General features: G+C 41.8%; 23 protein-coding genes and 1 pseudogene. 12 read left to right on the forward strand and 12 right to left on the reverse strand.

Annotated elements, in window-relative coordinates; translation table 11 throughout:
• On the reverse strand, window positions 1-229 hold a 229-nt coding region (locus F607_RS30040), incomplete at its 3' end, for a transposase family protein (RefSeq protein ID WP_420864437.1).
• A 51-nt stretch (window positions 230-280) separates the two neighbouring features.
• On the opposite strand from F607_RS30040, the gene F607_RS36080 reads away from it, so the two are divergent.
• Window positions 281-736 (forward strand): FMN-binding negative transcriptional regulator, encoded by a 456-nt coding sequence (locus F607_RS36080; protein WP_420864438.1) that lies wholly within the window; start codon window positions 281-283, stop codon window positions 734-736.
• 314 nt (window positions 737-1,050) lie between these two features.
• On the opposite strand, the gene F607_RS0115685 is transcribed toward F607_RS36080, so the two are convergent.
• The 3 genes from F607_RS0115685 to F607_RS0115695 all read right to left on the reverse strand — a co-directional run bounded on the left by F607_RS0115685 (window position 1,051) and on the right by F607_RS0115695 (window position 3,787).
• Window positions 1,051-2,472 (reverse strand): glycoside hydrolase family 1 protein, encoded by a 1,422-nt coding sequence (locus F607_RS0115685; protein WP_027708845.1) that lies wholly within the window; start codon window positions 2,470-2,472, stop codon window positions 1,051-1,053.
• Window positions 2,473-2,623: 151 nt separating this feature from the next.
• Window positions 2,624-2,902: a DUF503 family protein gene (locus tag F607_RS0115690; RefSeq protein WP_027708846.1), complete on the reverse strand. Its 279-nt coding sequence runs from the start codon at window positions 2,900-2,902 to the stop codon at window positions 2,624-2,626.
• Between the two features lie 243 nt (window positions 2,903-3,145).
• Complete coding sequence (locus tag F607_RS0115695) at window positions 3,146-3,787, reverse strand: hypothetical protein (RefSeq protein WP_027708847.1); 642 nt, start codon at window positions 3,785-3,787, stop codon at window positions 3,146-3,148.
• 447 nt (window positions 3,788-4,234) lie between these two features.
• Between F607_RS0115695 and F607_RS0115700 the strand changes: the two genes are divergently transcribed.
• Entirely contained in the window at window positions 4,235-4,606 is a 372-nt protein-coding gene (locus F607_RS0115700) for a VOC family protein (RefSeq protein WP_027708848.1), read from the forward strand.
• 139 nt (window positions 4,607-4,745) lie between these two features.
• On the opposite strand, the gene F607_RS0115705 is transcribed toward F607_RS0115700, so the two are convergent.
• From F607_RS0115705 to F607_RS0115735, 7 genes are all read right to left on the reverse strand, one after another.
• Window positions 4,746-5,309, reverse strand: coding sequence for an Lrp/AsnC ligand binding domain-containing protein (locus tag F607_RS0115705; protein ID WP_027708849.1), 564 nt, complete (start codon window positions 5,307-5,309; stop codon window positions 4,746-4,748).
• Window positions 5,310-5,391: 82 nt separating this feature from the next.
• Complete coding sequence (gene aroE / locus F607_RS0115710; RefSeq protein WP_027708850.1) at window positions 5,392-6,252, reverse strand: shikimate dehydrogenase; 861 nt, start codon at window positions 6,250-6,252, stop codon at window positions 5,392-5,394.
• A 9-nt stretch (window positions 6,253-6,261) separates the two neighbouring features.
• Window positions 6,262-7,170, reverse strand: a complete 909-nt coding sequence (gene hemF / locus F607_RS0115715; protein ID WP_027708851.1) for an oxygen-dependent coproporphyrinogen oxidase — start codon at window positions 7,168-7,170, stop codon at window positions 6,262-6,264.
• A gap of 60 nt (window positions 7,171-7,230) precedes the next feature.
• Window positions 7,231-7,788 (reverse strand): L-threonylcarbamoyladenylate synthase type 1 TsaC, encoded by a 558-nt coding sequence (gene tsaC, locus F607_RS0115720; RefSeq protein WP_230400418.1) that lies wholly within the window; start codon window positions 7,786-7,788, stop codon window positions 7,231-7,233.
• The gene (purE, locus tag F607_RS0115725; protein ID WP_027708853.1) at window positions 7,785-8,294 is read right to left on the reverse strand and encodes a 5-(carboxyamino)imidazole ribonucleotide mutase; all 510 of its coding nucleotides are present in this window, start codon (window positions 8,292-8,294) and stop codon (window positions 7,785-7,787) included. Before purE ends, tsaC begins: the two co-directional genes overlap by 4 nt.
• 165 nt (window positions 8,295-8,459) lie before the next feature.
• Entirely contained in the window at window positions 8,460-9,617 is a 1,158-nt protein-coding gene (gene dprA / locus F607_RS0115730; RefSeq protein ID WP_038291571.1) for a DNA-processing protein DprA, read from the reverse strand.
• Between the two features lie 141 nt (window positions 9,618-9,758).
• Window positions 9,759-10,793, reverse strand: coding sequence for a LysM peptidoglycan-binding domain-containing protein (locus F607_RS0115735; protein WP_027708855.1), 1,035 nt, complete (start codon window positions 10,791-10,793; stop codon window positions 9,759-9,761).
• Window positions 10,794-11,378: 585 nt separating this feature from the next.
• On the opposite strand from F607_RS0115735, the gene def reads away from it, so the two are divergent.
• The 10 genes from def to F607_RS30045 all read left to right on the forward strand — a co-directional run bounded on the left by def (window position 11,379) and on the right by F607_RS30045 (window position 23,168).
• Window positions 11,379-11,900, forward strand: a complete 522-nt coding sequence (gene def / locus F607_RS0115740; RefSeq protein WP_027708856.1) for a peptide deformylase — start codon at window positions 11,379-11,381, stop codon at window positions 11,898-11,900.
• Window positions 11,901-12,009: 109 nt separating this feature from the next.
• Window positions 12,010-12,966 carry a methionyl-tRNA formyltransferase gene (gene fmt / locus F607_RS0115745; RefSeq protein ID WP_027708857.1) on the forward strand — a complete coding sequence of 319 codons (957 nt, stop codon included), beginning with the start codon at window positions 12,010-12,012 and terminating at the stop codon, window positions 12,964-12,966.
• 5 nt (window positions 12,967-12,971) lie between these two features.
• Window positions 12,972-14,342: a 16S rRNA (cytosine(967)-C(5))-methyltransferase RsmB gene (gene rsmB / locus F607_RS0115750; RefSeq protein ID WP_084611274.1), complete on the forward strand. Its 1,371-nt coding sequence runs from the start codon at window positions 12,972-12,974 to the stop codon at window positions 14,340-14,342.
• A gap of 222 nt (window positions 14,343-14,564) precedes the next feature.
• A complete protein-coding gene (trkA, locus tag F607_RS0115755; RefSeq protein ID WP_027708859.1) occupies window positions 14,565-15,938 on the forward strand; it encodes a Trk system potassium transporter TrkA in 1,374 nt (457 codons plus the stop codon).
• Window positions 15,939-15,964: 26 nt separating this feature from the next.
• Entirely contained in the window at window positions 15,965-17,413 is a 1,449-nt protein-coding gene (locus F607_RS0115760; RefSeq protein ID WP_027708860.1) for a TrkH family potassium uptake protein, read from the forward strand.
• A 250-nt stretch (window positions 17,414-17,663) separates the two neighbouring features.
• On the forward strand, window positions 17,664-18,608 hold the full coding sequence (locus F607_RS0115765; protein WP_027708861.1) for a universal stress protein: 945 nt from the start codon (window positions 17,664-17,666) through the stop codon (window positions 18,606-18,608).
• Window positions 18,609-18,812: 204 nt separating this feature from the next.
• On the forward strand, window positions 18,813-19,766 hold the full coding sequence (gene glyQ / locus F607_RS0115770) for a glycine--tRNA ligase subunit alpha (protein ID WP_027708862.1): 954 nt from the start codon (window positions 18,813-18,815) through the stop codon (window positions 19,764-19,766).
• Window positions 19,766-21,856 (forward strand): glycine--tRNA ligase subunit beta, encoded by a 2,091-nt coding sequence (glyS, locus tag F607_RS0115775; RefSeq protein ID WP_027708863.1) that lies wholly within the window; start codon window positions 19,766-19,768, stop codon window positions 21,854-21,856. Before glyQ ends, glyS begins: the two co-directional genes overlap by 1 nt.
• A gap of 47 nt (window positions 21,857-21,903) precedes the next feature.
• On the forward strand, window positions 21,904-22,452 hold the full coding sequence (gmhB, locus tag F607_RS0115780) for a D-glycero-beta-D-manno-heptose 1,7-bisphosphate 7-phosphatase (RefSeq protein ID WP_027708864.1): 549 nt from the start codon (window positions 21,904-21,906) through the stop codon (window positions 22,450-22,452).
• Window positions 22,449-23,168 (forward strand): lysophospholipid acyltransferase family protein, encoded by a 720-nt coding sequence (locus F607_RS30045; protein WP_038291572.1) that lies wholly within the window; start codon window positions 22,449-22,451, stop codon window positions 23,166-23,168. The genes gmhB and F607_RS30045 overlap by 4 nt, the downstream gene beginning before the upstream one ends.
• A gap of 157 nt (window positions 23,169-23,325) precedes the next feature.
• On the opposite strand, the pseudogene F607_RS35165 reads toward F607_RS30045, so the two are convergent.
• Window positions 23,326-23,505 (reverse strand): annotated as a pseudogene (locus tag F607_RS35165) (IS982 family transposase); the annotation flags it as partial.

Here is a 23,505-nt window from a genome sequence, read left to right on the forward strand (position 1 = left end):
AGGTGTCATGGGAAGGTATCCCATTAGGCAATTCTAGAAAGCCTTGAAACCATGCTTCCTTGGCCTTACCAAATCGCTCAATAGCAACCCAATCATCTGCTCCACACAACGCAGCACAAATCGTAATAGTAATGATATCAACCAACGTATGACGACGATGGCGTTCAACTCGAGGGTCGTCTAAGTGACTAAAATGATCTGCAATTGTATTATTTTTTTCCAATGTGATGCTCTAAGTCAGTTGCTAATCATCCTATTATACTGATTTTGTTGTATTTTTATATGCGATTGCCCTGATGAGTCAACAGAGGCTCCGGTTATTTTCCAAGGTGTACACCAGTACATTAGTGCTTCATGGTACCCGTCCAAAAAGGAGCACGGGAAAGTAGTACCTACATGGAATTATATTGCAGTTCATGCCAGAGGAACGATAACTTTTCATAATGAGCCAGACTGGCTTCTTGACCATTTAAATGAACTAACTAATAGACTGGAGAATAGTCGTGAAAATCCTTGGAAGGTCTCTAATGCCCCTGAAAGTTTCATTCATAAGCAATTAAAAGCTATAACGGGTATTGAAATAAAGATAATTAGCTTGCTGGGTACCTGGAAGGTTAGCCAAAATAAAACTGCGAAAGATAACCAAGGAGTTATTAATGGGTTACAATCAGAACAATCAACTAGTGCAGCTAACATTATGTCTGAATATGTACGCCAATACTGCCCTCATAAATAGGTTGAATAAACAGCTCTATTCCTATAAGTATTTTGTTCAAAAGTAAGTATAAAATAAGCAAGAATAAGGGCCGACCCTATAAATATTGTCGGCAACGAAGCCTATGCACTTTTCCATGAAATCATTTCTTACTTCAGCTCCGTACTTAGTTTTATTCCACAAAAACTATTTTACATTGCCTTTATAAAATTAGGTATACATGCTTTCAAATAATACTTACAGTAAGGCAGATACAGTGTTTTAACTTGTTTATCTGCTTTACTGTAATTAAATTAGAGTACTGCACAGAATATACATCAACAAATAAAAATGTTTTACAGTTCTTTTGCCTCAGTACTAATGACCTGCTGATACCAATAAAAGCTTTTTTTACGATACCTTGCTAAATCCTTGAGATCAAACTCGTCACGATTAACGTAGATAAAACCATAACGTTTACTGCAACCTTGATGAGTACTAACCAGATCTATCGCTGACCATGGACAAAAACCAAATACTTCAACACCTTCCTCAGTCGCTAAACGCATCTGTTCAATATGCTGGCGCAAGAAGTCAATGCGGTAATTATCCTCAACCGTAAGATTACCCTGCTCATCTTTTACTAACTCATCAAAGGCACCTAAACCGTTTTCAGTCACAATTAATGGAAGCTGATAACGATCATATATTTCTCGTAGAGTCGTCCTAAAGCCAACAGGATCAACCTCCCAACCAAACTCATTAACCTTTAAGTGAGTGTTTCGGCTAGCGGTATAAAAGCCTGACTCACCTACTGTTAAATGCTGATCGCCAGTATGACCTTTCTCTACCTCTTCACCCGAACTACGAGCAACCGTTTGAGATGTATAATAGTTAAATGCTATAAAATCAGGTGCTGCATTCGCCAGTATTTCCATATCGCCTTTTTCTATCGTTGGAGTCCACCCCCTACATTCTAAAAAGTTCCAGGCTATGGTGTTGTAACGTCCAAAAACAGCCATATCCAAATATAACCAGTTTCGTATAGCAGAGTACGTGTTTGCTGCAAGTATATCCTCAGGATGAGATGACGCAGGATAGATAGAAACAATGTTCGGAGCAGGGCCAATCTTAGCAGTAGGTAAAACCTGTCGACAAAGTTTAACTACCTGTGCTTGAGCTAATAACATATGATGATTTTCTTGATATAGTGCTTTCATCGGATCAGCTAAGGAAGTATCTTGCGTTCCAAGAGCATTACCGTGAAGTATCATCATGTTTTGCTCATTAATAGTAAGCCAGAATTTGACCCTGTCACCAAAGTGATTGAAGACTGTTCGCGCGTACTCAATAAATGCATCTATTGTCTCGCGATTTCCCCAACCACCTTGTTCTGCTAAAGCTTGAGGTAAGTCGAAGTGATAAAGCGTTACAAATGGCTCTATCCCATAATTTAATAACTCATTAATCAAACTATCATAAAACGCTATTCCCGCTTTGTTAATATCACCTCTTCCAGTTGGGTATATCCTTGTCCATGAGATAGAAAAACGGTACGTTTTCAAGCCTAGCTCTGCAAAGAGCTTAATATCTTCTTTGTAACGGTGATAGTGATCACTACAAACTTTAAAGTCAGTTACACCTTCAGTATGGTTTGCCAAATCAATCACTGAAGGTCCTTTTCCATCTTTATCCCACGCGCCTTCAACTTGATAAGCCGAAGTAGATGCTCCCCACAAAAAATGTGGTGTTAACTGTCGTGACTTTGGATTTAACATACAACGCTCCAGAAAAAACACCGTTCATGTCGTAACAGTGTATTAGTATACTGTAAGCGAACCTATGAATCTCAATAAAAGACATAAACTGTATCTTAGCTAATAACACTAACTAGATATTTTTAGAATTTTACGCCATTATTTTCAGTGATTATATCCACTCGCTTTTGACTTCTGTAATAACCACATCCATACTGGTTAACCCACTCTCTATTTGAGATGTTATCCGCTCTATGGTTTGTTTATCCTTCGAAATAATGACAGCATTCCATTCAGCTAAGTCATGGCTATTGTGGTAGTCAGACTCAGTTACTGCGACATTAGATAGCCGTCCAAATTTATCTTTAAAGCCAACCATACGTTGACGTTTCTCTTTGAGAGAACGGCAGCCAGGTAACTGAAGACTGAATATTATTAACCGAATATGCATAATTTAAAATTTTAAGCGTTTTATTTTTGTGATTAATTGAATAACTGCATAAACTATATTTAATAAAAAATACGACAACATGACATTATAGTTTAATATAGTTTTAAGGTAAGAAAACGACTTTTAACTTTATTTTAAAAAACAATATTAGAGAGGATAAGGTAAAAGATATTTAAAGTACTATCCCTGTACAGCTGATTATTCCTTAAATAACACAGTCTTACTTATATACTCAATAAAAAACTAGTGTGAAACTTGCGTTTGCCTTTTAGCTTTATATTTATAAACTTCTATATGGTTAACTGTTGGGTTAACTTGTTGCATCTCTGGGTGACTCGACATAAAAATCTCTTCACCAACAATTTCACTATACTTATCATCAGCATCAGGAAGTAAGCGAACAGCAAGCCCACGCATCACATTTTCAAGATGACCGTCTTCCCATGAACTGACTGTTCCCTGAAAGTCCCAGTCAAAGCCTGTTAGTTTAAAGGGCTTTCCATTCATCTTCTCAATATCACGCAAAGTCAAACCTATCACAATGCCTTCTTTATTATGGTAACAAGGTACTTCATCCTCAGTTACTCGATCAATGATAATAGCCTCAACTCTTTCGTTTTCATCCAGCTGTAGTACTAATTGTTTTTCTTCATTTTCAGGGTAAACAGTGACATGCTTTAAATGTGTATCTTCATCCAGGGGAATTTCTTCCACTAACATATTGTGCTTTCCAATATGTTTGCGCACACTGGAAAGTGAATCATTCAACTTAATACTGCCCACTTGCTGGCCTGGAATAATCAAGCAATCATCATCAGCATAGGTAACAAAAGCCTGTCCTAACAATATAACAATACCCAGGTACCACTTTGCATAATTACTCATGTTGTCACTCGTTTAGCATTCCTTTTATTTATGAATGTTCACTAACTGTTTTATTAATACATGTACTGTTGTATGTCTATACACTCTTCGCAAACCATTTTTAATGGATATGCATGCAGTATGTTATATTAAGCAAAAGCTCAAATACGTTAGTCAATTCACTATGTCTGTAACTAACACTATCACAATTACTTAAACAGAAAGATTGTGAGTTACCGCAATCTTTTAAACTTATACCAATATCCCAAATTTCTTTTGATTTATTAGTCATATTGTTGTGACTGGTGTATCAATTTTGGCTACTCTAATTTTAATAATATATTACACTTATGTTATTAAAATTATACGCGCCTGACTCAGCCTCTTAGGGCACCTAAGTCAACCAACTATTTGCAATGTCTTGAATAAATGCTGGTTAATTAACTCAATACTTGGCTTTCATTCATTATGATTGATCATATCACTCTAAACGTGGGCAACTTGGAAAAAAGCAAACTGTTTTACCTTTCAGCCCTTGCTCCACTTGGTTTATCAGCAGTACAGTATTTGCAAAATTGGACCGCGATTGGCAAAGATAACCAACCAGTGCTTTGGATTCAGCAAAGCACTACCACTCGTCCCCATTTGTCCCTTGCTTTTAAAGCAGAGTCACAGCGACAGGTAGATGAATTTCATACCGCAGCTATTAGTGCTGGCGGTATCAGCCATGGCAAGCCTGAAAACCGACAGCAAGAGAGTCATTCAAATCGACTTAGCTACAGTGCTTTTGTGCTCGATCCAGATGGTCACATCATTGAGGTATTCAAGCCTTTAGAGTAAAACCTTTCCTCAGGACGAGGGTATCGCAAAAGGTCAGGAACACAGCAAAAGCTAGGTAAAATCAGTGAAAAAGCAGAGTTTATAGAGCATTATGAGCAGTAGAGATCAAAGCTGATCTTCTACTGCGGGGAAGAGTAAATCACTTCATCAAAACAAGCCGTGTATCAGTACGAGATAACGCCTTAACAGACTTACCTTCGTTACCAATACCTCTTAGAATGCGCACGCCATCATCAATAACTTCCATTAAACGATCCAAGTCATCCGCTTCTACATAAAACAACGTATCATGACTACCCAGTAAAGCATGTGCACTTTTTATTTCAGGGTGCTTACTAAGTAAACGCTCACTGATATTTATTGCACCACTAATATTAATATCAGCCAGAATCCAAGCGGCTGTATTTGTGGGGTGCCCATGGCTTTCTGCGGTTAATTGCTCGCCAAAATATTCAAGTGAAAGAGAAGTTTGCGTATGCGAAATAGGGTTAAATTTATCTTCAATTAAATGAGCTAGTTTAAACGTTACAACTTCTTTCAATGCAGCTAAAGAACTTGCCTCACCATAACAAATCAAGTCATCTGGACCAATTAAACAGTGGACAAGAATAATTTCATCTATTTGTAACAATTCTTCACGAATTTTGTGGACATCATTATCGCCCGCATCGACCAAAATAAAAAAACCCAGTTTTGTGCTCACGATGAACTCCTGCCACTTGTTAATAGTTTAAACTCAACATGCACTATGTTAGCAGTATATTGATACAATACCTTGTTAAGCATCAAGCACCTTGCATCTCACAAAGCAGTCGCTCTATTACAGGTTGAGTATCTGGTCTTATCCCACGCCAACAGTAAAATGATTCTGCAGCCTGCTCAACCAACATACCTAAGCCATCAAGCTGAACCCTGCCTCCGGCTTCTTTTGCCCATTGGTTAAACACCGTTATATTTGGCCCATACATCATGTCGTATGTACAGGTAGTTGGGCTGATCAATGACTCAGGTAATGGAGGAAGCTCTCCAGCTAAACTCGCCGCTGTACCATTGATCACGAAATCAAAGGTGCCATCATTTGCCACCAGCGATGCCAAAGAGGACAGTTGTTGTGCAGTCACATTACCAGCTGCTTGAAATACACTGGCAAGCTGTTCCGCCTTAGCATGGGTACGGTTAGCGATTGTGATACTTTGTGGGCCTGCTTCTAGCAGCGGAGCAAGTACTCCCCTTACCGCGCCGCCCGCACCTAGCACTAAAATTCGTTTCCCTTGGAGGGAGAAAGCATGATTTTGTTGTATATCTCTAACCAATCCCACGCCATCAGTATTATCTCCCCACAGCTCACCTTGCTGATCTTGCCATAGGGTATTAACTGCACCAGCCTGTAATGCTCGCTCAGTTAAATTGTCAGCCAACTGAAATGCAGACTCTTTGAAAGGAACGGTTACATTAAGTCCCCCACCATTATTCGCAAAGAACTCTTTAACCGCAGACTCAAACCGATCCAGTTCAATACAGTAAGCGTCATACTGCAATTGCTGCTGAGTTTGTTTAGCAAACAGCCTATGAATTGTTGGTGATTTACTATGGTTGATGGGATTACCAAATACACCATATCGTGCTTTTTGCTCAGCAGCTTTCATTTCAGTTACCTAAATCCATTCTTGCTTTTTCAGATACCGCTCATAAAGTTCTGCTTCTGGCGTACCTGATTCAGGCTGCCAGTTATAGTCCCACTTCACTAAAGGCGGTAAAGACATCAGTATTGATTCAGTTCGGCCACCAGACTGCAAACCAAATAATGTGCCTCGGTCATAGATCAAGTTAAACTCTACATAACGACCACGGCGATAGAGCTGAAAATCTCGTTGCTGCTCACTAAACGGCATGTGTTTACGTTTAGCGACTATGGGCAGATATGCAGTTAAGTAACCATCACCTACAGCCTTCATAAATGCAAAGCAACGGTCGAAACCCCAGGCATTAAGGTCATCAAAAAACAGTCCACCAATCCCTCTGGGTTCATTACGATGCTTTAAATAGAAGTAATCATCGCACCATTGTTTATAGTCTTTATAAACCTCATTACCAAATGGCAGGCATAAGTCATACGCCACTTCGTGCCAATGCTTACAGTCTTCATCAAAACCATAGTATGGTGTTAAATCAAAGCCCCCTCCAAACCACCAAACAGGGTCAACACCAGGCTTCTCTGCAATAAAAAACCGAACATTAGCATGAGAGGTCGGCACCATTGGGTTTTTCGGGTGGACAACTAAAGATACCCCCAGAGCCTGAAACGATCTGCCAGCCAACTCTGGACGATGAGCAGTTGCAGAAGGTGGGAGTCCTTCGCCATAAACATGCGAAAAGTTAACACCACCTTTTTCAAAAACTGCTCCATTAGCGATAACACGAGTACGACCACCACCTCCCGCTTCTCGCTCCCAGCTTTCTTCAACAAACTCAGCATGTCCATCCATTTCAGCGAGCTGTTCACAAATTTTATCTTGCAGGGCTAGCAGATAATCTTTTACTGCAGCGATATCGGGTTGGTTCACCGTGTATTACCTGTATTAATTATTTGCTCAACCTGTTTTTTGGTACTAAAACAAGCGCAACTACTGACGAACAATACGTCCTGATACCAAATCTTTAATCACCGAAGGCCTTAACTGCTCACCTAAAGCCCCTCTCACAATCCCACCCAAGTTACTACCTAATGTATGCTGCAAACCTTGCTCATCAAGAGGGGGGTCTCCTGCTTTATTTGCAGAGGTTGAAACAATAGGCTTGCCAAACTCAAGGCATAGCTGACTAACAATGGGGTGAGCACTCACACGTACTGCCACTGATGTGAAATCACCTTTGATCCAATAAGGAAGCCAGTTTTTTGAATCGGGAATTAACCAAGTGGTATGACCTGGCCATGACGCTTTAAGCGTTTCCTGTTGCTGAAAAGACAAAGGGGCTATTAATGGTGCAATCTGCTCTAGGTTAGCCGCAACGATAATCAAACCTTTATTCACTGGCCGTTCTTTTATCGTTAGGAGCTGCTGAGCTGCTTTTTCCTGCCATGGATCGCAACCAAGCCCCCATACAGCTTCTGTGGGGTAGGCAATAACCTCCCCCATTGTTAACGCAGTTGCAGCCTGTTTAATACCCAGGCTTTTCATCATCGGGCCTGTAGCTTCTCTTGCAAGGCCTGGTTTTTCTCTAACACTTCAGCTGCATTATTTTTGCGATCTTCAAGCAGTGCTTTCTGTAGTTCTGCATCTTGTAGTGCGATAATTTGCAAAGCTAGATAACCCGCATTTTTTGCACCTGCCTTGCCAATAGCTACTGTAGCAACAGGAATACCACCTGGCATTTGAGAAGTAGAAAGTAATGCATCCATACCATCCAATGGACCTGCATCAATAGGCACACCAATTACAGGCTTAATGGTAAGTGAAGCAACTACACCGGCAAGATGCGCAGCCATACCAGCACACGCAATAAAAACAGCACATCCACGCTGATCGGCGTCTTTGACATATTGATGGGTAGCATCTGGGGTTCGATGCGCAGAGTGAACTCTTACTTCAACAGGAATATCAAACTTTTCCAGGACATTTAGAGCGGCCTCAACTTTCGGGAAATCTGAGTCTGAGCCCATAAGTATCGCAACAAATGGCTTTGCCATAATTACACTCCCTCAATGCGTTAGTCTCGACGGTGCGTAAGTTATCCTGTCAAATATTATCTGGCAAGCAATCCATGGCTAAATCTTTTTTGATCGTAGTATATTCCAAACAGCTCAACTTCTTATAAAAAATCCAGGTGCAAACATAACCCAATATAGAGCGTGCTAAGACCTCATACGTTTGCGATAGCCACCAGGTACACTTTCAATAAAGCCTGATAATTCTAGTTGCAATAACGCATCAGCAACTTGTTGTACATTAAGTGTCGTTCTCAAAACAATTTGGTCTATGTGACAGGTAGTATCCTCTATCGCTTCCATCACACTCTGCTGTTCAGTGTTGAGTGCTGATTGGGTTGCTTCGTCAGATGTTTCATTATTTCCAAAGTCAATGTGTTGGACATTGGGAGGGGTCTGGCGCCGTACTTCTTCCACAATGTGATCAACTTGATCAACCAGCTTGGCTCCCTGTCGAATCAGCTCATGACACCCTTTACTCAACGGGTTGTGAATAGAGCCTGGTATTGCAAATACATCACGCCCCTGTTCCGCTGCCAACCTAGCAGTAATCAACGAGCCACTGTTCAATGTTGCTTCCACCACCAAGACGCCTGTACTTAGGCCACTGATTAGCCTATTGCGACGAGGAAAGTTACTGGACTGAGGTTTTGTTGATAATGGAAAATCACTAATCAAAGCACCTCGCTCACAAATACGTTCAGCAAGTGCTTTATGTCGCGCGGGGTACACCACATCAAGACCAGTTCCCAATACCGCAACTGTCGCACCACCACCAGCCAAGGCCCCTTGATGCGCAGCAGCATCAACACCATAGGCTAAGCCACTGGTAATCACATAACCACGACTGGCTAACTCTGCTGCAAATGAATAAGCATTTTCCTGCCCTTGGTTACTTGGATTTCGGCTACCAACAATAGCAATCTGCTTGAGAGACAAAAATTCTAAATGACCATTCACAAATAGCAGTGGAGGCGCATCAACAAGCTCTTGTAATAGCTTAGGGTAGAGTGTCGCGTGGTAGGGAATTATGTAGTGGTGAGGTTTTTCAAACCAAAGGTAAGTATCCTCAAGTTGTCGTTGAATTTCTGAGTAAATTTCACCAGTCTGCCTTTGTAACTGCCTTAACCCTTCAATGGATTCCTTTGGCAAACCCGTTAGTGTATTTGGGTTTGCCGCTAATACATTTTCAGGTGTTCCCATTTTTTCTAATAGCTGATGAAAACGACGCGGCCCAATGCCAGGAATTAAAAATAGCGTCAACCATGGTGCAATAGCAGTCCATTCATATTGCTGATGTGGCATAGTGATTATCGCCCCTCGTCATTATCATGTACTTTCCAATATACAATCACATACTTTACTTATCGCTCAACATAAAAAAGGAGGACTCTGGTCCCCCTTTATAAATAATCAGTAGTGTTTATTTACTGAAAAACAACGTTCTTATGGATTGGTAACCATGTCACCCGTATTAATAGGCTGTAATGCTTTTAACACAATGCCATAGCTCATTTTATCAAAGGCTTTATACACCATCAGTGTGCCTACATGCTCTGGCGGTAACTCGACTTTTTGCTTAGCAATTTTATCATGAACAATTGCTACCCGATTAATTGATAAGACTGTTCCAGACATCACACCATTGCGGCCACCAAGGTTTATTAATACATTATCAAACTGACCAATTTGGGTAACCCCCCCAATCACACTCAGTATTTCACCCTCAACGGTTTGTTTTGGTGCACTAGGATAAAAAGTCGGTTGTACCGCTGTTTCTTCTGTTTCTAACAGACGGTCACCTACTCTAATCTCCTGGTTACTTTCGGTAATAGAAACAGTCCCCACATCACCTGAAACAGACTTTATTTTCGCCACACCAATATCATGAACAACTGTTCCTAAATACTCTTTTGTTTTTGGGTCAGTGTAATCTCTGCCTTTACGAAACACCCCCATAGCTTTTGCATCTTCAGGGAATTGTCCTCTTGCATAAATCACATCACCTGCCCCAGTCACAATTCTTTCTTGACGGCTGGCAATCACATAAGGTGCTTTTGAAACACCGTCTGTGTTATCAATAATTCGGCTCCGCTTTAAAAAGCTGCTAATGGCATTTAATGGAATTGATGGTATTGCCGTATCAATGGGTGTGGAGCGAATCTTTGGAGACAAGCGAATTGTGCGTCCACCATCTCCACGCTTACCCAACACGAGTCGTGGTTTGCCATCAACATACACTAAGTTGATCACATCACCTGGATAAATTTTATGTGGATTTTGTATTTCAGGATTAACATGCCAAATTTCAGGCCACATCCATGGCTTGCTTAAAAACATGCTTGCAATATCCCAAAGGGTATCACCGCGTTTCACTGTATAGGACTGCGGATGCCCTGACTTCACTACATCTTCTGTCGCCCCAAAGGCTGAAAAGCTGAACAAACAGGATAATACTATCCCAAGCAGCACTTTCCTCATGGTGAAGGCCCCTAACTTATTGGTTATCATCGTTGCAATTAAGGCAGATAAAATGATGGAGCGAACTCCCCCGAAAACGAATTTGACCCCTTTGCAATATGTTACATATGCCAACATACACAGTCTGTTGTATACACAAAGCGGTCGAGGCTCATATGGGCACTCATATCATCAATGCCTCTAAGCGCAATATAGCGCAGGATTTTCTGTATTACCGTTACTTTTTCACAAAAAATGTGATGTATATAACTATTTGTTTGTGAATAACTATTATTTGATCAAGAGATACTGATAACCAAAAATTATAGAACGTGATCTCAAGTCAAACCAGTAAATGAACTATCACCTTATATAAAAAGACAAACCATTAATGACAGGTTGCTAACGACTTAATGGATACTTTCACTCACCCGTTACTTAAAGCAGAGCGTTTTGTGAAAAGCACTTTGGTAACAGAGAACCAGGACAACACGTTAAGAAGCTGGCCAGCGGCCATAACTTAAGCCAGTTTTCTGTTTTGCGCTATTGTATTATTATGGGCTTCCAAAAAGTGGGCAGTGTTTGAATAGAGGTATAAGAGAAAGCATGGCTATCTTAAATATTCTGGAGTTTCCTGACTCTCGTTTACGAACCAAGGCACAGCCAGTTGAAAAGGTAGATGTTGCTATCAAACAACTTGCTAAAGATATGCTGGAAACAATGTATGCAGCGCCAGGTATTGGTCTTGCTGCCACTCAGGTGAATGTGCATAAGCGTGTGGTCGTTATGGACACGTCTGAAGAGCAAAATGAGCCCTTAGTGTTTATCAACCCAGATATTACCCCACTGACTGACGAACAAGGTCATCTTCAAGAAGGCTGCTTGTCTGTACCAGGTTTTTATGAGGAAGTAGTTCGCCCAACTCGAGTCACAGTAACAGCACTCAATGTCGAAGGTGAATCCTTTACGTTGGAGCTTGAAGGCCTACAGGCTGTATGTATTCAGCATGAAGTGGATCATTTAAACGGTAAGCTGTTTGTTGACTACTTATCTCCACTAAAACGAAACCGTATCAAAAAGAAACTTGAGAAAGCACACCGCCTTCAACAAAACCCAGTGAGTGCATAACCCTAACACCACTTTCAAATATATCTCTTCTAGTTCTAATCTCCCTCATTAGAGTATGCTTCAGGCTTGCTTTTACAAAGCAGGCCTTATCGTTTTGTCAGGAGAAAACATGAGCCAATCACCACTGAACGTTGTGTTTGCTGGCACCCCAGACTTTGCTGCTGCCCACTTACAGGCATTACTTGAAAGCGAACATCAAATTATCGCCGTTTATAGCCAACCTGATCGCCCTGCTGGCCGTGGTCGAAAAGTTACCATGAGTCCTGTGAAAACACTGGCTCAACAGCACCAGCTGCCTGTTTATCAGCCGAAAACATTACGTGACCCAAGTGCTCAAGCTGAGTTAGCTGCGTTAAAGCCTGATGTATTGGTAGTTGTCGCTTATGGCTTAATTTTGCCACAAGCTGTGTTGGATATCCCACGCTTAGGCTGTATCAACGTACATGCATCATTACTCCCCCGCTGGCGAGGTGCAGCCCCCATTGAGCGAGCATTATTAGCAGGAGATGAAAAGACCGGAGTAACCATCATGCAAATGGATGCTGGGTTAGATACGGGTGATATGCTGTTAACAGCAGAGTGCCCAATTACCCAGGCAGACACATCTGCTGAGCTTTACCAGCGCATTACTGCACTTGGCGCACAAACACTGCCTGCAGCTCTTTCTGCACTTGCTCAAGGAAACCTTTCTCCTGAGCAACAAGATCACAGCCAAGCAACTTATGCAGAAAAGATCAATAAAGCTGAAGCTGAAATAAACTGGCAGCAACCTGCTGAAACTATCCACCGATTAATTCGTGGTTTTAATCCTCGTCCTATTGCTTTTAGCAATCTCGACGGAGAAGTAGTTCGTATCTGGGAGGCTGAGCTGGAAGCAATTGCTCACCAAGCAGAACCAGGAACAATTCTAGCAGCAGATAAACACGGTATTACTGTAGCCTGTCTAGATAGTGCCATTCGCATAACCAAGCTACAGCTTGCTGGGGCAAAAGCAATGAGTGCTCAAGATATCCTAAACAGTCGTGGCCACTTATTTACAATTAATCAACAATTCACATCTGCATAAACTTTATGAGTGACAAAATTCCCCCAGCTAAAAACCATAGCCAAAATAAGCCTGCGAGCAAAAAGCAGGGTAAATCACTAAGCGCCCGAACTGCAGCAGCTTTGGTTATCAAAGAGGTTATTGTAAATAAGCAATCACTTGCTAGTTTATTACCTAAGTATTCACTGCGAGTTAATCAAACAGAAAGTGGTTTATTCCAAGCACTATGTTTTGGTTGCTGCAGACACTTCTATGAACTGCAACAGTCAGCCCACCAGCTGTTACAAAAACCTCTTAAACCTAAAGACCAGGATGTTATGGCGCTTATTATGCTGGGCATTTTGCAGCTCACTCATATGCGAACCCCTGCTCATGCCGCAGTCTCTGAGACAGTGGCTGGGGCTAGACAGCTCAAAAAACCATGGGCCAATAAATTAATTAATGGGGTACTGAGGAATTATCAACGCCAGCAAACAGCGACTCCCTGTCAAAGTGAAAAAATGGAAGTCACTTTCAACCATCCTGCTTGGTTATTAACAATGCTAGAAGCGCAATATCCTGACCAATGGCAGCATATTGCTTCAGCCAATAATCAGCACCCTCCCATGACGCTTCGAGTAAACCAGCGTTATATTCAGCGAGATGAGTACTTACAAACACTCAAAGCCAGCGGAATTGGTGCATTTGCAACTCCACATTCATCAGTTGGTATTCAGCTCGAACAACCTATTGATGTTGCACTGCTACCTAACTTTACTGATGGTTTTGTGAGCGTACAGGATGAAGCACCGCAATTAACGCCAGCATTATTAGACCTAGCACCAGGCCAGCGTGTGCTGGATGCTTGCGCCGCTCCAGGCGGTAAAACCTGTCATATGCTAGAGCATGAGCCAGACTTAGCCAATATGGTGGCGCTTGACTGTGACAGTGAGCGTTTACAACGTGTCAGTGACAATTTATCCAGACTAAAACTCAGTGCAAATTGTATAGCAGGTGATGCTGGTAATCCTGCAGCATGGTGGGATGGCAAACCATTTGACCGTATTCTGTTAGATGCACCGTGCTCGGCAACAGGCGTTATTCGTCGTCACCCTGATATTAAATTACTCAGACAAGCCAATGACATAGCAAATTTAGCAGATCTTCAACAGCAGATTTTGTCAGCACTTTGGGCTTTGCTAAAGCCGGGAGGCAAGTTACTCTATGCAACATGCTCAGTGATGCAACAAGAAAATAGCCAACAGATTGCGTATTTTTTGCAGCACACAACTGATGCATCGTTATTAAATTTGGATGTAGGCTGGGGTTATGATACAGGTTATGGCAGACAGCTACTCCCTACTAACGATAGCCATGATGGTTTTTTTTACGCACTATTACAGAAAAAAAAGGCATAACACCACCATCATTACTGGTCTGTAACCAATAGCGCAAACGACTTTAAAAATATACGGTTTGTGAAGACTATTTATGTAAAAATACTTATATCATTTCATTTATGCATAACTATTGTTTACTTAACCCCCATTTTCTGGCTAAGCCGGAAATAGAATCATCATGAATCACGTATGGTACTCAGCCTGTTGTGAGCATCTTGTCAGAGGCTGTGAAGAGCGACTATGAAAATAATTATACTAGGCGCAGGTCAGGTTGGCGGGACACTCGCTGAAAATTTAGCTGATGAAGCAAATGATATCACGGTAGTAGACACCAATGGTGATCGCTTACGTGAACTGCAAGACCGTATCGATATTCGAACCATTCAAGGTCACGCTTCATTTCCGAATGTATTACGTCAGGCTGGGGCAGATGATGCCGATATGCTGGTTGCCGTCACTAACAGTGACGAAGTGAATATGGTGGCCTGTCAAATTTCTTATACCCTGTTTCGCACCCCCACTAAAATTGCACGTATCCGTCAGACGTCTTATTTAAATCAGTCAGAGTTATTCAAAAACGATGTCATTCCAATTGATGTCCTGATTAGCCCAGAGCAGGTTGTAACAAACTATATTCAACGCTTGATCGAACACCCAGGAGCACTTCAGGTTCTAGACTTTGCAGGAGGAAAAGTACAGCTAGTAGCAGTAAAAGCCTATTACGGCGGCCCTCTTGTTAATCAAGAATTACGCTTTCTACGTGAACATATGCCTTCTGTTGATACACGTGTTGCCGCCATTTTTCGCCGTGGTAAGGCTATTATGCCAGAAGGTTCCACCGTCATCGAAGCAGATGATGAAGTGTTTTTTATTGCAGCACAAAAACACATTCGTGATGTTATGAGTGAGTTGAGACGGCTGGATAATGTCTATAAGCGCATTATCATTGCTGGTGGGGGAAATATCGGTCAGCGCTTAGCAGAGTCGATTGAGAACCGTTATAACATCAAAATCATCGAGCGTGACTTACCTCGCTGTCACTTTTTATCGCAGTTACTCAATAAATCAATTGTCTTCCATGGTCACGCATCTGATCGCGAGTTATTACTGGCTGAAAATATTGAAGAAACAGATATTTTTTGCGCCTTAACTAATGACGACGAAGCCAATGTCATGTCTGCAATGCTGGCAAAACGTTTGGGTGCCAGAAAAGTAATGGCATTAATCAGCAACCCTGCTTATGTTGATCTTGTTCAGGGTGGCGAAATTGATATTGCCATTTCACCACAAATGGCAACCATTGGCAGCTTATTAACCCATGTTCGTCGCGGTGATGTTGTCAATGTCCACTCATTAAGAAGGGGAGCTGCTGAAGCAATTGAGGCCATTGCTCATGGTGATGCCAAAAGCTCTAAAGTCGTCGGTCGAACAATCGATGAAATTGAGCTACCTCCTGGGGCCTCAATTGGTGCGATTGTTCGTAATGAACAAGTCCTCATTGCTCATGACCATATTGTGATTGAATCTAATGATCATGTTATTTTATTCGTAACCGACAAGCGCCGTATTAAAGAAGTTGAGCGTCTATTCCAAGTTGGCCTCACATTCTTCTAGCTTAAAGGACTAAATTTAAGGCAAGCATGCGTTTTTCTATTATCATTAAAATTCTTGGCATCTTGCTCATGCTTTTTAGTTTTACGCTATTGCCTCCAGCATTAGTCGCTAAATGGTATGGTGAGCAAGAAGTGGCTATTTTTGGATATGCCTTCCTGATCACGTTAGCAACAGGCTTCATAAGCTGGGCACCTGCTTGGAAAGTCAAACAGGAGTTAAGGATTCGTGATGGTTTTTTAGTCACAGTACTTTTTTGGACAGTGCTAGCAACCTTCGGAACACTCCCCCTGTACTTAATGAAAAGCCCACAGCTTTCGTTTATAGATACACTGTTTGAGTCACTGTCTGGACTTACCACAACAGGTGCCACAGTGATTACCAGCTTAGACAGCCTACCCAAATCCATTTTATTTTATCGGCAGCAACTTCAGTGGTTAGGGGGAATGGGGATTATCGTGCTTGCGGTAGCCATTTTGCCCATGTTGGGTATCGGAGGAATGCAGCTGTACCGTGCAGAAACGCCAGGCCCTATCAAAGATACCAAGCTAACACCGCGGATAACAGAAACGGCTAAAGCGCTTTGGTATATCTATTTATGCCTAACCTTGGCCTGTTTTCTCGCTTACTGGTTAGCAGGAATGAGTTTATTCGACGCAATTTGTCATAGTTTTTCAACCATTGCCATTGGCGGATTCTCAACACATGATGCCAGTCTAGGCTACTTTAACAATAGTGCCGTTGAAGCTATTTGTATTGTTTTTATGGTTCTGGCTGGGATTAATTTCGCACTTCACTTTTTTGCCTGGCGACACCGAAGTATCAAGCACTATTTTAATGATTCTGAGGTTAAGCTGTACCTCTGGTTACTGCTTTCAATTAGCTTGGTCGCTGTTTTAGTTTTATATTTTGACTCCCCTTACAACCTCTCAGAGTCTATTCGCTTTGGGGTTTTTGAAGTGGTGTCTATAGCTACAACCACCGGTTTTGGTACCGCAGATTTTTCGATCTGGCCTCACTTTTTACCCTACCTGCTATTTTGGACATGCTTTGTCGGAGGCTGTGCAGGATCAACAGCTGGTGGAATCAAAGTTATTCGTGTTATGTTGATATTTAAACAGGGTGTGCGTGAGGTTCAAAAACTCCTTCACCCAAATGCCATCGTCCCCATTAAGCTTGGCAAAAAAGCACTTCCTGAACGCGTGATAGAAGCGGTATGGGGTTACTTTTCAGTATATGTTTTCATTTTTATTACGCTTTTTCTGGCAATGCTGGCATTAGGTTTGGATTTACCCACTTCTTTTTCAACAGTTGCATCCTGTATGAATAACTTAGGTCCAGCCCTAGGTGATGCAGCAGCGAACTACGCAGGTTTACCTGATGCTGCAAAATGGATCCTTTGTTTAGCTATGCTTTTAGGTCGTCTGGAAATTTTTACACTGCTTGTACTATTTTCTCCAGCATTTTGGCGGCGCTAACAACCAACATTTTGGCAGGGCTAACAAGAGGGTATCTGGCAGTTTTTGTAAGCAACAAGGAAGCATAATGCCTATCCCAAAAACAAAGGTTTTTTAGCGGGCTAGTCTGGCCTGTTAATGATATTACTTTACTCATAACGTAACACAACTGATTTAAACCATTAACCTGTCTTAAATGTCTTGACCCATAGGGTCTAATCTATAGGAAATACATCGATAAATATAATAAGCAATACTTCAGGAGCCGGACATGAATGAGTTTAAAAATATTCTCGTAGCGATTACTCACACCCATTACAACAACGATGAGATCGATAAAGCCATTAAGCTTGCCAAAGCAAATAATGCAAAGCTTACGATTGTAGCTATTGATGAACCTATCTCTCGCCTGGCTGAGCTGGCCATGGAGACAAAGCTAAAACGGCTTTTTACTCATCAACTGGATGAAGTAGTGAATGAGTTTCGCAATAAAGTCAATCAGGCAGGTGTTAGCAATTGCGATACTCGAATACTTTGGGGTAAAGCTTACACCGAAATCATACGACTGGTTCAGAAAGAAAACTTCGATTTGGTGATTAAGCTTGCTGACCCCTTTATCAACTTCAGCCGTAAAAAATTAACAGGCGATGACCTTAACTTGTTACGCAAATGTCCCGTCCCAGTTTGGCTCCTTGTCGATACAGGAACACACACTGGTGATGTGAAGAAAATTTTAGTGGCTATCGACTCCGACTTTGACAATGATGAGCGCGTCAAGCTCAATAAGCGTCTACTTAGCTATGCAGATAGTTTGTTTACTATGGAGCAGGCAGAAGAACTTCATATTATCCAAGTGTGGGGGCTATATGGAGAAGAAAGGTTAAGAGGTCCTTTTATCAATATGCCTGAAGAAGAAATTGACGAAATGCTGGAAAAAACCCGTAGTGAAAATGAGCGGGCGATGAATAACTTAATTAATGCCGAGGGAATGGATAAACCTGGAGTCATCCCACACCTGATCAAAGGCAGTGCTTCTGAAGAAATACAACGCCTGGCGCAAAAAGAAGATGTTGATATGATCGTCATGGGTACCGTTGGCCGAACAGGACTCGCAGGGTTCGTCATAGGTAATACAGCTGAAAACGTACTGAATGAAGCGAGCTGTTCAGTGCTTGCGGTAAAACCAGAAGGTTTTGCTGCTCCAACCATTAAATAAATATACCCTTAGTTGAGGGTAATACTCAGCAAACTTTGGTAAGAGCCAACTACAACAGCCCCATACATAAAGTGTTTATGAAAGCAACTACTTTAACTTTCATGTAATACAAGTATTTGGGGCTTTCTCTATATTTTCATATCCATAACACGCTATAATCCCGCTCATTTTTCCATCGCATTATGCTATTACCGAGGTGGTATTGTGGCTAAGCAGAATTCACCAGACATCCGTACATTTCAGGGATTGATCCTGGCACTCCAAGAGTACTGGGCAAACCAGGGCTGTGTTATTTTGCAACCATTGGATATGGAAGTAGGTGCAGGCACATTTCACCCAGCCACCTTCCTACGTGCTATCGGTCCAGAACGCTGGAGTTCTGCTTACGTACAGCCCAGTCGCCGGCCCACTGATGGTCGTTACGGTGAAAACCCAAATCGATTACAACATTACTATCAGTTTCAGGTGGTCATAAAGCCATCGCCAGATAATATTCAAGAGCTGTATTTAGGTTCTCTTAAAGCACTGGGCATTGACCCGCTTGTTCACGATATTCGCTTTGTTGAAGATAACTGGGAGTCACCCACATTAGGTGCATGGGGCCTAGGTTGGGAAGTATGGCTTAACGGTATGGAAGTCACTCAGTTTACTTACTTCCAACAAGCTGGCGGCATAGAGTGCTACCCCGTTACAGGTGAAATTACTTACGGCTTAGAGCGTATTGCTATGTATCTACAAGAAGTGGATACCGTATACGACTTGGTATGGACTGATGGCCCTTTAGGCAAAGTCACCTATGGTGATGTTTTCCACCAGAACGAAGTGGAAATGTCCACGTTCAACTTTGAGCATGCTGACACTGAGGAGCTGTTCAAACAATTTGACTTTTTTGAGCGGGAAAGCCAGCGCCTTGTCGATTTAAACCTACCTCTTCCTGCTTACGAGTATGTACTGAAGGCTTCTCATACATTTAACCTGCTGGATGCTCGGCATGCCATCTCAGTAACAGAAAGACAACGCTTTATTTTGCGAGTACGAACGCTAGCCCGAGCAGTAGCCCAAGCTTACTTTAATGCACGTCAAGCGCTGGGCTTTCCCCTAGCGGACCCATCTATTCGCGCAGAAGTTTTGGCTAAATCTCATGAGGAACAAAAGTAATGGCAAAGCAAGATTTCTTAGTTGAGCTAGGAACGGAAGAATTACCACCTAAGGCTTTACAGTCTCTTTCTATTGCCTTTGCTAACGGGATCATTGAGGGTTTAAAAGCCGCTAACTTAAAGTTTGCTAAGCACCAGATATTTGCAACGCCTCGCCGCTTGGCACTACTTATAAGCCAGCTCGAAACACAGCAACCAGACCAAGAGATCGAGCGGAGAGGACCTGCACTTACTGCAGCCTTCAATGCTGACGGAAAACCGACGAAAGCAGCAGAAGGTTTTGCAAGATCTTGTGGTACAACTGTGGATAACTTGGATACCTTAACTCAGGGAAAAAATGCCTGGTTGGTATATCGCACGGTACAAAAGGGCTCTAAGGCAACCGCTCTACTACCATCAATTGTGGATAAATCTGTTGATAGTTTACCGATCCCTAAGCGTATGCGTTGGGGTGCGAAACGTGATGAGTTTGTCAGACCTGTACAGTGGCTGGTCATGCTGTTAGGACAAGACATCATCAACTGTGAAGTATTGGGCCAACCAGCAAGCAACATAACCTATGGCCACCGCTTTCACTGTGGTAAACCTTTACCGCTGAAAGCACCACAGGATTACCCTAAAGTATTAAAAGAGCAAGGCTTTGTTATTGCTGACTTTGCTGGGAGAAAACAACAAATTCGCCAACAGATAGAAGACTTAGCGAAAACCATTTCTGGTCATGCGGTTATTGATGAAAGCTTATTAGATGAAGTAACAGCGCTAGTTGAATGGCCTGTTGCACTGTTAGGCTCATTTGATGAACGTTTCCTGAGTGTACCCTCTGAAGCGCTTATCTCTTCAATGAAAGGTCACCAGAAATATTTCCACTTAGTGGATAAAGACCAACAACTGTTGCCTAACTTTATCACGGTTAGCAACATTGAAAGTAAAGACCCCAGCCAGGTCATTTCAGGTAATGAGAAAGTAATACGCCCTCGCTTGGCCGATGCGATGTTTTTCTTTGAAACAGATAAGAAAAAAACCTTGTTCGATTTCAGAGAAAAACTTAAACCTATCGTATTTCAAGCAGAGCTAGGTAGTATTTTTGATAAAACAGAACGTGTCGCCAACTTAGCAAGCTATATTGCCGCAGCAATCAATGGCGATGCAGAACTTGCTCAACGTGCAGGTCAGCTCTGTAAGTCAGACCTTGCAGCAGAGATGGTGCTGGAATTTCCTGAGCTGCAAGGGACGATGGGTTATTACTATGCCCAGCATGATAATGAACATGCAGAAATTGCAAGTGCCTTGCATGAGCAATATATGCCCAGATTTGCAGGTGATCAGGTACCGACAACAACGACAGGTGCCGCCCTCGCGATTGCAGATAAATTGGATACACTTGTAGGTATTTTCGCAATTGGTCAACCACCTACAGGAACGAAAGACCCCTTTGGCTTGCGTCGTGCAGCTTTAGGAATTCTACGTATTATCATTGAAAAATCACTCGACTTAGACCTACTAAGCTGTATTCAAAAGTCTATTGAGGGTTATAGCCAAAGTAATACCAAGCTTAATATTGCTAAAGACTTGCATGAACATGTCTTTGAGTTTCTTTTAGAACGGTTTAGAGCTTGGTATCACGATGAAGGTATCGCAGCAGAAGTATTTCTGGCAGTTAAAGCACTGAAACCAGTCAAGCCTTTAGACTTTGATCAACGCATTAAAGCCGTTGCTCGCTTTACTGAACTCCCAGAAGCTACTGCGCTTGCTGAAGCGAATAAGCGTGTCTCCAATATTTTGGCAAAACAAGGTAAAGCTTTTACCGACCAACCTATTGATAAAAAACTGCTTCAAGAAAAGGCCGAGCAACAACTAGCAACAGCGCTTGACAGTAAGCGCAAAGAAGTAGCACCGCTTTTTCAACAACGTTCATATACTGCAGCGTTAGAAGCATTAGCGTCGTTAAAAGACAGTGTTGATCGTTTTTTTGATGATGTTTTAGTTAATGCTGAAGATACTGCATTACGTCAAAACCGATATGCACTGCTTAGAGAACTGCGAGCCTTATTTTTAGGTGTAGCGGATATTTCTCTATTAACCACTAAGTAAGAAATAAAGCAGCTGTTTTACAGCTGCTTAAACATTCCAGAGCAGTTATGAGCAAGCTAATCATTCTCGATAGAGATGGTGTCATAAACCAGGACTCAGATAGTTACATTAAGACACCAGAAGAGTGGCAACCGATTCCCGGAAGTATTGAGGCTATCGCTAAACTTTCTCAGGCAGGTTATCTCATTACAGTAGCTACTAATCAGTCTGGCATTGCACGTGGACTGTTTTCAGAAAAAACATTATTGGCAATGCATGAAAAAATGCTATCAATGGTTAGCGAGGCAAAAGGCAAGATTGAGTGTATTGTTTACTGTCCTCATGGGCCTGATGATGCATGTGACTGCCGCAAACCAAAAACGGGTTTAATAAATCAAATTGAATCAACACTGAAAACATCAGCTATCAATGCCTGGTTAGTCGGTGACTCATTACGTGACATTGAGGCTGCTGAAAAAGCAGGCTGTAAACCTATATTGGTAAAGTCAGGTAAAGGTCAACGTACATTAACAGCAAACCCAGCAATTAAAGTAGAAATACATGATGATTTGGCAGACTTTGCCGAGGCTCTTTTATCCCAGGACCACAAAGCATGAAGGATAACACTATTTTATTAGTTTCCAGAACCGTTCTATTTTATTTAGTACTATCAGTATGGACATGTTTGTGGACAAGTTTTTTTATTTTAGTAGGGCTCGCAATCCCTCCCCAAAAGCGTCACGCCATTATTGTCAGCCCTTGGGCTAAAGTAGCGGTTTTATTATGTAAAATTTTTTGTGGTATAACCTTTGAGATAAAAGGCAAAGAAAATATTCCTGAAGATAGCTGTGTTATTATCAGCAATCACCAAAGTGCTTGGGAAACATTTTTCCTACAAACACTTATTAGTCCACAAAGTCAGGTAATTAAGCGAGAGCTTCTTTTTATACCTTTTTTTGGCTGGGCCTTCGGCTTAGTGCAACCAATTGCGATAAATCGCAGCAATAAACGCCAGTCAATGAAATATATTTTAAAAAAAGGGTCAGACCTGCTTAAAAAAGGCTACTCAGTTTTAATTTTTCCAGAAGGAACTCGAAAGCCATCAGGTCAGTTAGGTAAGTTTTCGACAGGGGGGGCAGTTTTAGCTGTAAATTCCGGAAAGCAGATTCTCCCTATTGCACACAATGCTGGTGACTGTTGGCCACCAAAATCATTTATTAAACGTCCAGGTCATGTCACAGTCCATATAGGCAAACCTATTGCAACAGCTGGCAGAGAGTATAAAGCAATTAATGATGAATGCCGCCAATGGATTTTTTCAGCGCTGTCATAGCGTCTAATGAAGGTGAAGCAGCTTTATTGCTTCACTTTAAAGCTATACTCAAAAACATTATTAAAAAAATCACTTTCCACCTTTTATTAAAACCAGCTATGTTGTCTGATTTTGATGTATTGCTGACAAAGCTTAAGATAACGCGATGCTCGACTTTTTAGCCTATTAATTTAGCTAACTGAAGAGGAGCATTGCCTTGGTTCCTATTAAATAATACACACAAACTGTGTGATAATAGCTTGCGGGTAATTCGATTAGTCAAGCTCCATAGTGTTCTGCCTTTGGTTCGCTGAATATTAAACCTTTCTACTAGCTGACCAATCGTTGTCTCCACCCG

Origin of the sequence: Zooshikella ganghwensis DSM 15267, from assembly GCF_000428585.1 — a bacterium.
Lineage (GTDB): Bacteria > Pseudomonadota > Gammaproteobacteria > Pseudomonadales > Zooshikellaceae > Zooshikella > Zooshikella ganghwensis.

Bases quoted from the DNA above. Each gene is read 5' to 3' on its own strand.
- F607_RS0115685 (WP_027708845.1), bottom strand. From the start codon at position 2,472: ATGTTAAATCCAAAGTCACGACAGTTAACACCACATTTTTTGTGGGGA.
- F607_RS0115690 (WP_027708846.1), bottom strand. From the start codon at position 2,902: ATGCATATTCGGTTAATAATATTCAGTCTTCAGTTACCTGGCTGCCGT.
- F607_RS0115695 (WP_027708847.1), bottom strand. From the start codon at position 3,787: ATGAGTAATTATGCAAAGTGGTACCTGGGTATTGTTATATTGTTAGGA.
- F607_RS0115700 (WP_027708848.1), top strand. From the start codon at position 4,235: ATGATTGATCATATCACTCTAAACGTGGGCAACTTGGAAAAAAGCAAA.
- aroE (WP_027708850.1), bottom strand. From the start codon at position 6,252: ATGAAAGCTGCTGAGCAAAAAGCACGATATGGTGTATTTGGTAATCCC.
- tsaC (WP_230400418.1), bottom strand. From the start codon at position 7,788: ATGATGAAAAGCCTGGGTATTAAACAGGCTGCAACTGCGTTAACAATG.
- purE (WP_027708853.1), bottom strand. From the start codon at position 8,294: ATGGCAAAGCCATTTGTTGCGATACTTATGGGCTCAGACTCAGATTTC.
- dprA (WP_038291571.1), bottom strand. From the start codon at position 9,617: ATGCCACATCAGCAATATGAATGGACTGCTATTGCACCATGGTTGACG.
- F607_RS0115735 (WP_027708855.1), bottom strand. From the start codon at position 10,793: ATGAGGAAAGTGCTGCTTGGGATAGTATTATCCTGTTTGTTCAGCTTT.
- def (WP_027708856.1), top strand. From the start codon at position 11,379: ATGGCTATCTTAAATATTCTGGAGTTTCCTGACTCTCGTTTACGAACC.
- fmt (WP_027708857.1), top strand. From the start codon at position 12,010: ATGAGCCAATCACCACTGAACGTTGTGTTTGCTGGCACCCCAGACTTT.
- rsmB (WP_084611274.1), top strand. From the start codon at position 12,972: ATGAGTGACAAAATTCCCCCAGCTAAAAACCATAGCCAAAATAAGCCT.
- trkA (WP_027708859.1), top strand. From the start codon at position 14,565: ATGAAAATAATTATACTAGGCGCAGGTCAGGTTGGCGGGACACTCGCT.
- F607_RS0115760 (WP_027708860.1), top strand. From the start codon at position 15,965: ATGCGTTTTTCTATTATCATTAAAATTCTTGGCATCTTGCTCATGCTT.
- F607_RS0115765 (WP_027708861.1), top strand. From the start codon at position 17,664: ATGAATGAGTTTAAAAATATTCTCGTAGCGATTACTCACACCCATTAC.
- glyS (WP_027708863.1), top strand. From the start codon at position 19,766: ATGGCAAAGCAAGATTTCTTAGTTGAGCTAGGAACGGAAGAATTACCA.
- gmhB (WP_027708864.1), top strand. From the start codon at position 21,904: ATGAGCAAGCTAATCATTCTCGATAGAGATGGTGTCATAAACCAGGAC.
- F607_RS30045 (WP_038291572.1), top strand. From the start codon at position 22,449: ATGAAGGATAACACTATTTTATTAGTTTCCAGAACCGTTCTATTTTAT.